This window comes from Rhizobium sp. NZLR10, from assembly GCF_019685125.1.
GTDB lineage: Bacteria > Pseudomonadota > Alphaproteobacteria > Rhizobiales > Rhizobiaceae > Rhizobium.
In genome coordinates this window covers 209,993-224,136 of record NZ_JABDWE010000001.1, presented here as the reverse complement: position 1 = coordinate 224,136, position 14,144 = coordinate 209,993, and the positions used below count along the sequence as shown (strand labels likewise).

14 protein-coding genes are annotated in these 14,144 nt (G+C 60.9%); 9 read left to right on the top strand and 5 right to left on the bottom strand.

Features of this window, described 5'->3' with window-relative positions:
- Positions 1–39: 39 nt before the first annotated feature.
- From HJB82_RS01045 to HJB82_RS01020, 6 genes are all read left to right on the top strand, one after another.
- Positions 40–1,536 (top strand): sugar ABC transporter ATP-binding protein, encoded by a 1,497-nt coding sequence (locus HJB82_RS01045; RefSeq protein WP_207584990.1) that lies wholly within the window; start codon positions 40–42, stop codon positions 1,534–1,536.
- Between the two features lie 18 nt (positions 1,537–1,554).
- Complete coding sequence (locus tag HJB82_RS01040; RefSeq protein WP_164012916.1) at positions 1,555–2,595, top strand: ABC transporter permease; 1,041 nt, start codon at positions 1,555–1,557, stop codon at positions 2,593–2,595.
- Between the two features lie 51 nt (positions 2,596–2,646).
- On the top strand, positions 2,647–3,744 hold the full coding sequence (locus HJB82_RS01035; RefSeq protein ID WP_221114915.1) for a substrate-binding domain-containing protein: 1,098 nt from the start codon (positions 2,647–2,649) through the stop codon (positions 3,742–3,744).
- A gap of 89 nt (positions 3,745–3,833) precedes the next feature.
- Positions 3,834–4,172: a hypothetical protein gene (locus HJB82_RS01030; RefSeq protein ID WP_221139416.1), complete on the top strand. Its 339-nt coding sequence runs from the start codon at positions 3,834–3,836 to the stop codon at positions 4,170–4,172.
- Between the two features lie 155 nt (positions 4,173–4,327).
- Positions 4,328–4,552, top strand: coding sequence for a hypothetical protein (locus HJB82_RS01025; RefSeq protein WP_207584993.1), 225 nt, complete (start codon positions 4,328–4,330; stop codon positions 4,550–4,552).
- Between the two features lie 422 nt (positions 4,553–4,974).
- Complete coding sequence (locus HJB82_RS01020; protein WP_207584994.1) at positions 4,975–6,960, top strand: methyl-accepting chemotaxis protein; 1,986 nt, start codon at positions 4,975–4,977, stop codon at positions 6,958–6,960.
- Positions 6,961–7,040: 80 nt separating this feature from the next.
- Here the strand turns inward: HJB82_RS01020 and mctP are convergent, their stop codons facing one another.
- From mctP to HJB82_RS00995, 5 genes are all read right to left on the bottom strand, one after another.
- A complete protein-coding gene (gene mctP / locus HJB82_RS01015) occupies positions 7,041–8,516 on the bottom strand; it encodes a monocarboxylate uptake permease MctP (RefSeq protein WP_221114913.1) in 1,476 nt (491 codons plus the stop codon).
- On the bottom strand, positions 8,506–8,703 hold the full coding sequence (locus tag HJB82_RS01010) for a DUF3311 domain-containing protein (RefSeq protein ID WP_164012938.1): 198 nt from the start codon (positions 8,701–8,703) through the stop codon (positions 8,506–8,508). The genes mctP and HJB82_RS01010 overlap by 11 nt, the downstream gene beginning before the upstream one ends.
- Before the next feature lie 247 nt (positions 8,704–8,950).
- Positions 8,951–9,622, bottom strand: coding sequence for a response regulator transcription factor (locus HJB82_RS01005; RefSeq protein ID WP_207584996.1), 672 nt, complete (start codon positions 9,620–9,622; stop codon positions 8,951–8,953).
- On the bottom strand, positions 9,619–11,004 hold the full coding sequence (locus tag HJB82_RS01000) for a cache domain-containing protein (RefSeq protein ID WP_221139415.1): 1,386 nt from the start codon (positions 11,002–11,004) through the stop codon (positions 9,619–9,621). The genes HJB82_RS01005 and HJB82_RS01000 overlap by 4 nt, the downstream gene beginning before the upstream one ends.
- A 170-nt stretch (positions 11,005–11,174) precedes the next feature.
- Complete coding sequence (locus tag HJB82_RS00995; protein WP_221139567.1) at positions 11,175–11,639, bottom strand: Lrp/AsnC family transcriptional regulator; 465 nt, start codon at positions 11,637–11,639, stop codon at positions 11,175–11,177.
- 162 nt (positions 11,640–11,801) lie between these two features.
- On the opposite strand from HJB82_RS00995, the gene HJB82_RS00990 reads away from it, so the two are divergent.
- From HJB82_RS00990 to HJB82_RS00980, 3 genes are read left to right on the top strand one after another with little or no spacing between them, the layout of a single operon-like run.
- The gene (locus HJB82_RS00990; RefSeq protein WP_207584998.1) at positions 11,802–12,581 is read left to right on the top strand and encodes an ABC transporter ATP-binding protein; all 780 of its coding nucleotides are present in this window, start codon (positions 11,802–11,804) and stop codon (positions 12,579–12,581) included.
- Between the two features lie 47 nt (positions 12,582–12,628).
- Positions 12,629–13,402, top strand: coding sequence for a transporter substrate-binding domain-containing protein (locus HJB82_RS00985; RefSeq protein WP_207584999.1), 774 nt, complete (start codon positions 12,629–12,631; stop codon positions 13,400–13,402).
- Between the two features lie 12 nt (positions 13,403–13,414).
- Entirely contained in the window at positions 13,415–14,140 is a 726-nt protein-coding gene (locus HJB82_RS00980) for an ABC transporter permease (protein WP_207585000.1), read from the top strand.
- Positions 14,141–14,144: the final 4 nt, after the last annotated feature.

The window sequence follows — 14,144 nt, the reverse complement described above, 5'->3', positions numbered from 1 at the left end:
ATACAGCCAATGACAACCGCAGCTTTGGGAGGAGCCACAGTGGAAGCCAGGAGACTGCTGGAGTTCCAATCGATCACCAAGAGCTTCGGCGGCACGCAAGCGCTGCGTGATGTCTCGATCGATTTGCGCGAGGGAGAAATTCTCGCGCTGCTCGGAGAAAACGGCGCCGGCAAATCGACGCTCATCAAGACGCTCGCCGGCATCTACAAGCCAGATAGCGGCGACATCCTTTTCCGCGGCGAGAGCTACCACCATCGCCCCCCGAAGCCGAACGAGCGGCAGCCGGTTGCCTTCATCCACCAGGATCTCGGTTTGATCGAGTGGATGACGGTCGGCGAGAATATGGGCCTGTCGCAGGGCTTCTCGATGCGCCGCGGCCTGATCGATTGGAACAGGACGCAAGCGCGCGCCAAGGAAGCCCTGAAACTGGTTGGCTGCGATTTTGACCCCACCACGCGGGTCTCGACGTTGTCGCGCACCGAAAAATCGCTTGTCGCCATCGCTCGCGCACTTGCCGTCGAAGCTGACGTTCTGGTGCTCGACGAGCCGACGGCGAGCCTGCCCGCCGATGAAGTCGACCGGCTGTTCAATGCGATCCGTCCTCTAAAGGATCGCGGCGTCGGCATGATCTATGTCTCCCACAGGCTCGACGAGATTTTCCGTATTGCCGATCGGGTCGCCGTTCTGCGTGACGGATGCATGGTCGGACAGAAGCCGGTCAGCGAAACGGCGCCCGACGAGCTGGTGACGATGATCATCGGTCGCAGCGGCGATAGTCTCTTTTCCAAGGCCGCGATTACGCCCGGCAAGGCGATCGTCAAGGTTCGTGACCTCATCTGTGCCGGCACGAGCCCGATATCCTTCGATATCCGCGAAGGTGAGCTGCTCGGCCTGGCCGGATTGCGTGGCGCCGGCCAGGAACGGATCGGCCGGGCGCTGTTCGGTTGCGAGCCCTTCAACGGCACGGTTCTGCTGCATGACGAGGCCCCGGATCTTTCGAGCCCGCGACGGGCCATGGCGTCGGGGATCGGTTTGATTGCCCGTGACCGGACGGAAGAATCCGTTGCTCTGTCGCTTTCCATCCGGGAAAATACCTATCTCAATCCAGGCGCCGTCGGCCGCGGGCTTTTGTCCTTCCTGTCGCCGCGCGGCGAAGCCGACCTTGCCCATGCGATCGGCCACACCGTCGGCCTGCGGCCGAACGATCCGGATCTGCCGGTCGAGGCCCTGTCGGGCGGCAACCAGCAGAAGGTGGTCGTCGGTCGCTGGCTGGCGACCGGCCGCAAGCTGCTGGTCGCGGAAGATCCGACCGCCGGCGTCGACATCGGCGCGCGTGCCGAGATCTACCGTCTGATCACCCAGGCGCTCGAGGCGGGTCTCGCGGTTGTCGTCGTCTCGACCGATTTCGAGGAAATCGCCCATATATGCCACCGCGCGCTGGTCTTCTCGCGCGGCAAAATCGTCAGCGAACTGACTGGAAGCGCCCTCACGACGGAGGCGGTCATCACCGCCGCCTCCGCGTCGGAAGCGGCTTGAGCCATCGGGAGAACAGCCATGCAATCCATTGAATCCACCGCGCTGGAGCCAACCAAGAGCGAAATGGCCGGCCTGTCCACAGGCCAGAAGATCGGACGCCTGATCCCGGTCTACGGGCTGGTGATCCTGACCGTCGGCCTGATCGTGATCTTCTCGATCCTTCTGCCGGATACGTTCCCCACCGTGCTGAACGTTCGCTCGATTGTCTCAGACAAGGCAATCATCGCGCTTCTGTCGCTCGCCGCGATGATCCCGATGGCATCGGGCCGCATCGATCTGACCGTTGGCTACGGCATCGTGCTCTGGCATATTCTCGCCATCAGCCTGCAGACCGCTTATGGCCTGCCCTGGCCGGTCGCCGTGATCATCGTTCTGGCGCTCGGCGTCCTCACCGGCTTCATCAACGGGCTGTTGGTCGAAGTCGCAAAGATCGACAGCTTCATCGCCACGCTCGGTACGGGAACGGTTCTCTACGCGCTTGCCCTCTGGCACACCGGCGGGCGGCAGGTGGTCGGCGTCTTGCCGGAGGGTTTCTATGCGCTGAATGGCACCATGCTGTTCGGCCTGCCGATCACCGGCTTCTACGTGCTGCTGATCGCCATCTGCATGTGGGTCGTGCTCGAATACCTGCCGATCGGCCGCTATCTCTACGCCATCGGCGCCAATCCCAAGGCGGCAGCCCTCAATGGCATTCCGGTCCGCAAATTCGTGATCGGCGCATTCGTCACCTCAGGCCTGCTGGCAGCGCTGACCGGGGTCCTTCTCGCCTCGAAGCTGCGCATCGGCCAGGCCAGCGTCGGCCTCGAATATCTGCTACCGGCGCTTGTCGGCGCATTTCTCGGATCGACGACGATCAAGCCGGGGCGGGTGAACGTCTGGGGCACTTTGATCGGCGTCATCATTCTGGCGGTCGGCATATCCGGAATTCAGCAATTCGGCGGGTCGTTCTTCGTCGAGCCGCTGTTCAACGGCGTAACCCTGCTGATTGCGATCGGCATAGCAGGGTATGCCCAGCGCAAGCGCGGAGCTGTGAGGAGGATCACACCCGCATCCAAATGAGGATGCCGGCTCATCCCGGCATCTTACAACAAACAAAATGGAGGAGTGGACATGAAGCGCAGAACATTATTGCAGGCAACGGTCGCAACCGTCGCCGTTATGCTCAGCATGCCGGCATTGGCCGATTCAATGGCCGACGCCAAGGCCGTTGTCGGCAAGTATGCTTCCAAGGTGAGCGCCTGGGATGGCCCGACGAGCGGCCCCAAGGGCGCCAGCGGAAAGAACATCGTCATTCTGGCCGGCGACATGAAGAATGGCGGCATTCTCGGCGTGGTCAATGGCGTTCAGGAAGCGGCGGGCGCGCTGGGGTGGACGGTCAAGGCGCTTGACGGCGCCGGTTCGATCGGCGGGCGGACCGCGGCGTTCGGCCAGGCGATGGCCCTGAAGCCGGATGGCATCATCATCAACGGCTTCGACGCGGTCGAGCAGAAGCCGGCGATGGAAGCGGCCAAGGCGGCCGGTATTCCAATGGTTTCCTGGCACGCCGCCTCGGCTGTCGGCCCCGTTCCCGAAGTCGGCGTCTTCGCTAACGTGACGACCGATGCGATGGAAGTATCGAAGTCTGCGGCCGATTGGGCCTTCGTCGACGCAGGCGGCAAGCCTGGCGTCATCATCTTTACCGACTCCACCTATGCGATCGCGATCGCCAAGGCCGACCGCATGAAGAAGGAGATCGAGGATCTCGGCGGCACGGTGCTCGAATATGTCGACACGCCGATTGCCGAAACCTCTCAGCGCATGCCGCAATTGACCACGTCGCTGCTGCAGAAGTATGGCGCCAAGTGGACGCATTCTCTGGCGATCAACGACCTCTATTACGACTTCATGGGGCCTTCGCTCGCTTCAGCCGGCATTGCCGGCGACGGAAAACCGGTGAACGTTGCAGCAGGCGATGGTTCGGAGAGCGCCTATCAACGTATCCGCGCCAAGCAGTTTCAGGCCGTCACGGTCGCCGAGCCGCTCAACCTCCAGGGCTGGCAGCTCGTCGACGAGCTTAACCGCGCCTTTGCGGGCGTTCCGTGGTCGGGTTACGTGTCGCCACTGCATGTGGTGACCAGCGCCAACGTCGAGTTCGACGGCGGACCGAAGAACAGCTTCGATCCCGATAACGGCTATCGCGATCAATACAAGAAAGTCTGGGGCAAATAAGCCTCCGATCAGGGCGTATCGGTCGATACGCCCTCACTTCCTCGCATCCCCATCGATCCAGCTCCGGCGAGTTTTGGAAAAGAGAAGCTATGATTATTCGTTATGCTTTATTTGAAGGTGAAATCCATCCCGGTCGGGAAGAGGAATTCCGCGACTTCGTGAAACAGCGGCTCGTCCCGCTCTGGACGAAATTTCCGGGCGCCGAGGAAGTCCGGGTGCTGGACGGGATGGAGCGCGACGAAGGCGCCCCGGTCTATGCCATGGCCTTGGCCATTCGTTACCCGGATATGGATGCAGTGAACGCAGCGCTTTGCTCCGATGTGCGCTTCGAGAGCCGCGAGGTCACCGGCGAACTCCTCCAGCTCTTCACCGGCAAGGTGCATCATCACGTCTTCCAGGCCAACGAATACTCGCCGCATACCGCCTGAGATCGGCGCATCGATTTTGCAACGCATGTTTTCCGGGTGATGGTCTTGATGACTGCGTCAGGTCGCCGTCGCAACTCATCGATTGCGGCCGGAATTCCTGGCGATATAAAGGTTGGCGTCCGCCATATGCAGCGCCGCCCCCAGGCAGTCGGCCGATGGAACAGGTGACTTCAAGCTTCGGGGTCACCTTGGCCATTCGTGGTCCGCAGCCGCTCGACATCGGCAAAGGTGTCCCCGGCACTCGCCCGGGAAACAACAGCAGGAATTCCTCGCCGCCCATCCGGATCGTCAGACAGCCTTCCTGTCCAGTGTCGCCCAGCAACGCGGCGCAGAAGCTGCAATTCATGCCGATTGCATCGCTGAACATCGACTACGCCTAGGCAGATCAATGCTTGGCTCTTGGCAAGTGGATTCAAACCATCCGTTTGCAACAGGAGATGTGCGTCACTTCAAACCAACAACTTGGTGTAGGTTTTCCGCGCGGACGTCGAGCCGTTTAAGACGAAAAATGCGACAAAATAGTCAAAAAGCGCAGCAATATGACGCCCTGCCGGCTTCGTTTACACTCTCTAAAATATCTCCCCCTATTTTTAAGGGTATCGGAGCGACGTTCTGAGGATCGTCACCTACGCCATGATGGCCGGCCAGGTATACCGAAATCTCGCATGAATCGACGTTGTTACGCTGACGCTCGCCCCGCTTTAGGCGCGACGCGCGCAGTAGTGCACGGCGGACGCATTCGGGCACAGATCCTGGTCATAGACACCTTTGACAAACCTCGCCAACACGATGGAGCCTGGCAATGGATACTATTAAAAGTTTCGGGATCGCGATGCGTCTCGCTCTTGGCTTCAGCTTCCTGATTGTGCTGATGGCCGGCCTGAGCATCTACTCGGCGGTACAGGTCGATGAGATCAACAGCAACCTTGGAACGATCAACGACGTCAACAGCGTCAAGCAGCGGTTTGCCATCAACTATCGCGGCAGCGTGCACGATCGGGCGATTGCCATTCGCGACGTCACTCTGGTGACCTCTGCCGATGAACGCAAAGCGGCCGAGGCATTGATCGAAAAGCTGGCCGCCACCTACGCCGAGAATGAAAAGCGCATGGCGGATATGGTTGCATCTCCGGCAGGTGCGACGGATCAGGAAAAGACCATTCTGGGCGACATCGCCGACATACAGGCGAAAACCAATCCTTTGGTCGCTCAGATCATTGCGCTGCAGGAAAAGGGCGATGGCGACGCGGCCCGCAAGATCCTGCTCGAACAGGCAAGACCGGCCTTCATTTCCTGGCTGGGCGCCATCAACAAATTCATCGATTATCAGGAAGCACTGAACAAATCGATTGGTGGCGAGGTTCGCAGCACGGCAAGCGGCTTCAAGCCGATCGTGCTGACGGCGTTGGGTATCGCGGCTCTTCTTTCGATCATTGCGGCTGCGATTACCGCGCGTACGATCGTCGGCCCGCTGGCAAAATTGCAGCTTTCGTTGAAAGCGATGGCGGAGGGCAATCTCGACGGCGATCGTCGCCTCGAAGCGCGAGGTGATGAGATCGGCAAGCTTGCGCGCGCTGTGGCCGGCTTGCGTGACGCCATTTCGACAAAGGCCGAACGGGAAGCTGACACGGAAGCCAAGCGGGCTGTCGCAGAACGGCATCGGCTCGAACAGGATGCCGATGAACGCCGCACTCTTGCCGAGCAGACCGACCGGGCTGTCGGCCAGCTTGGCGATGCATTGCAGGCGCTGGCCGACGGCGACCTCACACAGCAGATCGACACGCCGTTCATCCCGTCTCTGGAAAAGCTCAGAGCCGACTTCAATACCGCTGTCGAAAAGCTCCGCGCCGCCATGCAGAAGGTTGCTCAGAACGCAAGTGCGATCGCCGCCGGCGCACAGGAGATCCGATCTTCGTCGGATGATCTCGCCAAGCGGACCGAACAGCAGGCCGCATCCGTTGAGGAAACCGCTGCTGCGCTCGAGGAAATCACCACCACTGTCGCCGACTCGAGCAACAAGGCCCAGGAAGCAGGGCAGCTCGTTCGCAAGACGAAGGACAGCGCGGAGCGTTCGGGCAGCGTCGTCCGGGGTGCGGTCGACGCGATGGGCAAGATCGAATCCTCCGCTACTGAAATCGGAAGCATCATCGGTGTCATCGATGAAATCGCCTTCCAGACCAACCTGCTTGCGTTGAATGCCGGTGTCGAAGCCGCCCGCGCCGGTGAAGCAGGCAAGGGTTTTGCCGTCGTTGCCCAGGAGGTGCGCGAATTGGCGCAACGTTCCGCCAAGGCTGCAAAGGAAATCAAAGAGCTGATCAACGCGTCGAACGGCCACGTGAAAAACGGCGTCGCCTTGGTCGGCGAGACCGGAAAAGCCTTGCAAGAGATCGTCGCACAAGTGCAGCAGGTCGACGGCAATGTCGGCGCTATTGTCGGCGCTTCGCAAGAGCAGGCAACGGGTCTGAAGGAGATCAACACCGCTGTCAACAGGATGGATCAGGGCACGCAGCAGAACGCAGCCATGGTGGAAGAAGCGACGGCCGCCGCCCATAACCTCGCCAAGGAAGCCGACGCGCTGTTCCAGCTCCTAGGCCAGTTCAGCATCGGGGGCGCGGTGGTATCGAAGCGCTCAACGCAGCCCGCTGCCGCGGCACAACATGCTCAGCCGGTGTCCTCGCCGGCGCGCCAGATGATTGCCAAGGTAGGCAGGTCGTTTCAGCGAAGCGCGGGCCAGGGAAATGCGGCCCAGGGGAACGCAGCATTGGCCGGCGATTGGGAAGAGTTTTAAATCGGACTGATTTCCGGTCAGCTTCTGCTGGATAGCAAATTGCAAAGGGCGGCGTGTGCCGCCCTTTGCTTTGATTGGTCTCACGCCCGGGCCGGAACCTTGGCCGGAAGCAGGGCATTGAGCACGACTGCGACCGCGATGTTTGCCGCAAGCGCCAGCAGTCCCGTGTAGACGGTGAAGGGCTCGCCGCCGAGGCTGATCATATGCAGCGGTTTCCAACCGGCATCCCAGACCAGGAAGGTGCCGCCGCAGAAGCCGACGAACCAACCGGCCAGCAGAGCGGGTGCTCGAAACCAGTTGGTGTAAAGGCCGAAGACCAGGGCCGGAAGTGTCTGCAGGATCCAGATGCCGCCGAGCAGCTGCAGGTCGAGTGCGAACTGCGTCGGCAGGAAGATGATGACGAGCAGCGCACCGACCTTCACCACCAACGAGGTGATCTTTGCGACCTTCGCCTCTCCCGCATCGCTGACCTTCGGATCGACATAGGCTTTCCAGAAGTTGCGGGTGAAGAGATTGGCGGCACCAATGCTCATCACCGCCGCCGGCACCAGCGCGCCGATGGCGATCGCCGCAAAGGCGAAGCCGGAGAACCAGCCCGAAAACAGCGTCTTGAACAGGGTCGGAACGACATCATTGGCACTGTCGAGCTTCAGATTGGCGGCATGACCCATATAGCCGAGCAGTGCCAGAAGACCGAGCAGCAGCGTATAGGCGGGCAGCATGATCGCGTTCTTGCGGATCGTCTTGCCGCTGTTGGAGGCAAAGATGCCTGTCAGCGTATGCGGATACATGAAGGCGGCAAGCGCCGAACCCAGCGCCAGCGTGGCATAGGCGACATATTGATTGCCGCCGAGCAGCAGGTTGCCGGAGCCCTTGGCCTGGAAGGCCGCATCGGCCGAGGCGAAGACATTGGCGTAGCCGCCGAGCTTCGACGGGATCAGTGCGACGGCTGCGATCACCACGATGTAGATCATGATGTCCTTGACAAAGGCGATCAGGGCCGGCGCGCGCAGGCCCGCCGAATAGGTATAGAGCGCCAGCACGATGAAGGCGATCGCGAGCGGCAATTCGCCATGCAGCCCGAGCGCCTTCAGGACCGCAGTCATACCGACGAGCTGGAGGGCGATGTAGGGCATGGTGGCGATGACGCCCGTTGCCGCGACGGCGAGTTCGAGGCCGCGCGATCCGTATTGGCCGTGGACGACGTCGGCAGCCGTCACATAACCGAACTCTTTGGCGCGTTTCCACAGAACCGGCATGACCATGAAGACGAAGGGGTAGACGACGATGGTGTAGGGCAGCGCGAAGAAGCCGTAGGCGCCGACCGTATAGACCAGCGCCGGGACGGCGATCACCGTATAGGCGGTATAGAAATCGCCGCCGACGAGGAACCAGGTGATCCAGGTGCCGAAGTTGCGGCCGCCGAGGCCCCATTCATCGATATGGGCGAGCGTCTCGGGCTTGCGCCAGCGGCTGGCGACGAAGCCCATGACCGTGACGAGGACGAAGAAGAAGATGAAGACGGCAAGCGCCTGGCCGTTGATATCAGTCGTCATGGCGGGTGCTCCGATAAGCGATCCAGGTTAGCGTCGCGGTGATCGGCACCCAGAGAAGCTGATACCAGTAGAAGAACGGAAAGCCGAAAAGGGACGGCTCGCGGACATTGTAAAATGCCGGCCAGAGCAGGCCTATATACGGAATGATCAGCAGCCAGAGCGCTGCCTTGCTACGTGGTTTTTCCATGTCGGAATACCTTTCAGGCGCCGCGGGCGGCGGTCGCCATGTTCCAGTTGTCGGCGTGGAAGGCAGGTCTGTCAGCCGGCGGCGGCAGCAGGCCCTGTTCGGGTCGCTCGAGCTTTTCCGGACGTTCGGAAGCTGATGTAACGCATGTGAATTCCTCCCAGCGGCTTGCACTTGGCTAGCGGCGAATGGAGTCCTAGGGCGTCGGATTTATCCTCACAAGATGGGCGAGGAGCTGAAGTGCCGGGCTCTACCCAGAAGTGGGTAGGCGCGGATCCACGCCGACTTTCGGGACGATGCCGTGGTCGAGCGCATAGCGGATGAGACCTGCTGTCGTTGCGATGCCGAGCTTTTTCTTGAGGTTCTTGCGATGTGTTTCGGCCGTGGCGGAGCTTATCCCCAGCACCTCTGCGATCTCGCGGTTGCTCCTGCCTGCGACGATCAGCCCGAGAGTGTCGCGCTCACGCGGCGTCAAGGGATCGCTCCCCTCCTCCGCGCGTTCGCCCATCAGCGCATCGAAGACGCCGGAGGAGAAATAGGTGCCGCCGCCGGCGACGGTTTCGATAGCTGCGACGATCTCGTCGGTCGAGACGTCTTTGAGGACGTAGCCGGCGGCGCCATGCATGACCGACGAGGAAATATACTCGCGGCTGTCATGCATGGAGAGCATCACGACGCGAGTTTGCGGAAGTTCGTTCCTGAACAATTCGATCGCATCGATGCCGCTGAGCTTCGGCATGTTGATATCCATCAGCACCACCTGCGGCTGAACCTGCAGGGCGATGTCGAGCCCGGTTTGAGCCAAGCCGGCGGTGCCGGCGACTTCGATATGGTCGAATGTGTCGAGCACGGCTTTCAGCCCGTCCAGCACCAGCGGATGGTTGTCGATCAGCAGCACCTTGATTTTCGGGCGTGCCGTCATGCGGCTTCCGCCTGCTTGCCGGCGGCAAGATTGGCCGATCTCGGCATCATGGCCGTCAGCGTCGTGCCGGCCTCGCTGCTGTTGATCAACAACAGACCGCGGAAATGTGCCATCCGCTCCTGCATGTTGCGCAGGCCGAGTCCCGCTCTGCCTGAGGCGCCGTCCTTGCTGCCGTCGAAGCCGGTGCCGTTGTCGGAGATGGTCATGCGGGCGCGGCCGCCGTCGCTCCAGAGCTTGACCGTAAGCCGGGAGGCGCCCGCATGGCGCTCGACATTGTTGAATGCTTCCTGTGCGACGCGATAAAGTGCGGTGTTGGCTTCGGCTTTCAGCCTGTCGGTGAACGCGGAAGCGTCGATTTCCGTCTCGATTCCTGTCCGCTCGGCGAAATTGTAGCAGAGCGCCTCAAGCGCCGCCTTCAGGCCGAGGTCGTCGAGCACGCGTGGGCGCAGGTCGTGCGAGAGCCGCCTGATCTCCTTGATGGCGCCGTTCAGCGCCTCGACGCCGCGGTGGATGGTCAGCGCCGCATCGTCGACATTGGTCCTGACCTTGCGGCCGGCGAGATCCATCGCATAGCGCACGCCGACGAGATTTTGGGAAATGCCGTCATGTAGTTCGCGGGCAAGCCGCGCGCGCTCTTCTTCCTGGGTGTCGATGACCCGCTGCGTCAGCGCCTTGAGCCGGCTATCGGCCATGCGGCGCTCGTGGAAGGTCAGCAGCATGCAGGTGGTGAACACGACGAGCACCGAAGGCACGGCGATCAGCGCGACGATGACGAAGGTCCGTCTTATGTTGACGCGCATCACCTTGTTGGCGGCGGCACTCTGGGCAAAGACGTCATCGAGATAGACGCCGGTGCCGACGACCCAGCGCCACTTGTCGAGACTGACGACGAAGGAGAGTTTGTCGGCGATCTGTCCGGTCGATGGCTTTTGCCATTTGTACTGATGCAGGCCGCCGCCCGCTCGCGCGGTGGCGATCAGTTCGGCGATGACCTTGTCGCCATCCGGATCGGTGAGATCGAGCCAATTGTGCCCATGCCGGAAGCTCTGGCGCGGGTGGACGATATTGTTGCCGTCATAGTCGTAGACGAAGAAATATCCATCCTTGCCGTAGTCGAGCGAGGTCAGGATCGCGGCCACCTGCTCCTTGGCGGCCTCGTCGTCGGCCCCGGCCTTGTCATAGATCGTCTGGATGGCCGACAGCGCAAGGTTGGTCAGATTGAGGATCTCGGCTTCCTTGGTCTTCAGCCTGTTCTGCTCGAACGTGTCGATGCTGTTCTTGGCGAGATTTGCCGATTGCCAGGTGATAAAGGTGGTGATCGCAAGGATCGAGATGACGAGCGGGACGATCGCCAACGCGATGATCTGGTGTCGTAACGTCAAGGGTCGTTCCTCCCGGGATTTGCGGCCGGAATTATGCCCTTTGGCGAATGTGAGTCCAGCGGCTTGTCGCGCTTGCCGCGCGACCGGATCAATGTCGGTTCTGAATTAAAGAGTTAGAGCATGATGTCGTCCGAAAACCGCTCACACTTTTCGGCATCATGCTCTAGGCGCTATTCTAGGGGCACGAACAGGCCGAGTTTGACGTCGCGCAGCACGACATTGGTGTGCATGCGGCGGATCTGCGCGTTTTCCGCCATGATCAGAGCCGCGATGTCGTCATAGTGCTCGACGTCGCGGGCGGTAATGATGGCGATCAGATCGACCGCGCCGGTAACGTAATAGACCTGTTGGATATGATCCTGCTTCTCCGCCCAAAGGCGGAACTTCGCCAGTGCGTCGTAATTGTCCCGCTCGATCTCCATCCCGACGATGAACACCATCGATGTTCCCGTCGCCTTCCGGTCGACGACGGCGACCTCCGCCTTGATGATCCCTTCCTCGCGCAACCGCTTCAACTGTCGCTGCACGGCCGAGACCGACAACCCGATCCGTTCGGCAATCGTTTCGGCCTTCAGCTGGCAGTCACGCTGAACGATGTCGAGAATGTCACGGTCAAAACGATCCAGCTGTTCCATCATTCAGTCCAATTCCAGTTGCGGCACTTCATACATTCTGCCGCATTCGATGCGCGAGGAAGATTATTTTGCACATAATATGCAAAAGAGGTGATAATTGCGCGAAAAAACCGCGTTATTTTATCATTATCCTTCGCAAATTCAGTTCAGCCGGACCACTGCATGTCGGATCAACCCTTTCCTGCTCTTCGCGTCGAAGATCTCCATAAAAGCTTCGGCTCGCAACAGGTCCTCAAGGGTATCTCGACGGAGGCCCACAAGTCTGATGTGATTTCGATCATCGGCTCGTCCGGCTCCGGCAAGAGCACCTTCCTCCGATGCATCAATTTCCTGGAAACGCCGGATCGCGGCCGCATTGCGGTGAACGGCGAGGAAGTCGCGCTGAAAATCGGTCGCGGCGGCCGGCTGCAGCCGCAGAGCTGGCGGCAGATCGAACGGCTGCGGACAGGGCTCGGCATGGTCTTTCAGAGTTTCAATCTCTGGGCCCATCGCACCGTGCTGGAAAACGTCATCGAGGCGCCAGTGCACGTCATGGGCATTTCAAAGCGCGAGGCGATCGAAAAGGCCGAAGCCCTGCTCCACAAGGTCGGGCTCTTTGACAAGCGCGACGCCTATCCCGCCTTCCTGTCCGGCGGCCAGCAGCAGCGCGCGGCGATTGCGAGGGCGCTCTGCGTCGATCCCGCCGTCATGCTGTTCGACGAGCCGACATCGGCGCTCGATCCGGAGCTGGTCGGCGAGGTTCTCAAAGTCATCCGCGATCTTGCGGAAGAAGGCCGGACCATGCTGATCGTCACGCATGAAATGCGCTTTGCCCGGGATGTTTCGAGCCGAGTTCTCTACCTGCATCAGGGACGGATCGAGGAAGAAGGTCCGCCGGAACAAGTTTTCGGGGCGCCGGTCAGTGCCCGCTGTCGGGAGTTCACCCGTCTCAGCGCCCATTGATCACACCAGCCATCATCGACACCACACGAACCAGGAGAATCCCGCGAATGAAACTGCTCCCCACGCTTTTCGCCGGCGTTGCACTTGCGCTTTCCGCCGTCACGGCACAGGCCGAAGTCCGCTTCGGCGTCATGAACGAATCCTATCCGCCCTTCTTCGCCAAGGATGCCTCTGGTGAGTGGCACGGATGGGAAATCGATCTGATGAACGCCGTCTGCGACGAGATGAAGGAGAAATGCTCAATCGTCGAGATTTCCTGGGATGGTCTCATTCCAGCTCTCCAGAGCAAGAAGTTCGATGTGATCTGGTCGTCGATGTCGAACACCGCCGAACGCTCGAAGGTGATCGATTTCACCGACAAATATTACAATACGCCGAGCACACTGATCGGCCCCAAGGACCAGAAGCCGGGCGCCACTGCCGAGGACGTGAAGGGCAAGACGATTGGCATCCAGGTGTCGACGATCCAGTCGGAATATTACAAGAAGTATTTTGCAGGCGCTGCCGAGGAAAAGACCTACCAGACGCTCGACGAGGCTTTCCAGGATCTCGCCTCCGGCCGCATCGACTACGTCTTCGGTGATTCACTGGCGCTCGACGCTTTCCTGAAAAGCGATGGCGGCAAAGATTGCTGCGCCAAGATGGGTGATGTCGCCGACGACAAGGAGATTCTCGGAGCCGGCGTTTCGGGCGGGTTGCGCAAGGAAGACACGGCGCTGAAAGCCAAGCTGAATGCGGCGATCGCTGCCGTTCGCGCCAACGGTCAGTATGACGCCATCAACAAGAAATACTTCGATTTCGATATCTACGGCGCGAAGTAAGCAGTCTCGTTGATGGCGACCGCGCAACAAGGCATTCTGGACCTGCTGTCTCCCTATCCTCCGGGATGGGGCGGCGTTCTTTTGACAGGTGCAGTCTCCACGGTCGCCATCTCGGCCTGCGCCTTCGCAATCGGCCTGTTGCTCGGCACGGGCGGCGCGCTTGGAAAGCTGTCCAGCAATCGCGCCCTCCGCCTGCTGCTCGATCTCTATACGACGGTGATCCGCGCGGTTCCCGAGCTGATCCTGATCGTTGGGCTCTATTATGCCGGCACCGACGGTCTCAATCGGCTGCTGGCGGCATTGGACCTGCCGCCAATCAACGTGAACGGCTTCGTCGCGGCCGTCGCCGTGCTCGGCTTCGTGCAGGGCGCCTATATGACGGAGGTGCTGCGCGGCGCGATCCTTGCTATTCCCGCCGGCCAGATCGAGGCCGCCAAGGCCTTCGGCATGGGACCGATGCTGCGCTTCCGCCGCGTCCTGCTGCCGGCGCTATTGCCGAACGCGCTGCCGGGGCTTGCCAATCTGTGGATGTCGGTCACCAAGGACAGCGCGCTGGTGGCGGTCGTCGGCTACCAGGAACTGGCGCTTGCCACCCGCCTCGCCGGGGCAAGCACCAAACATTACTTCGTGTTTTTCCTGGCTTCGGCCCTCCTCTACCTCGCCATCACGCTCGTTTCCAACGTCGCCTTCAAACTGATCGAGGCGCGGGTGCGGCGGGGACAGCCGCGCCTTGCCTGAAGAA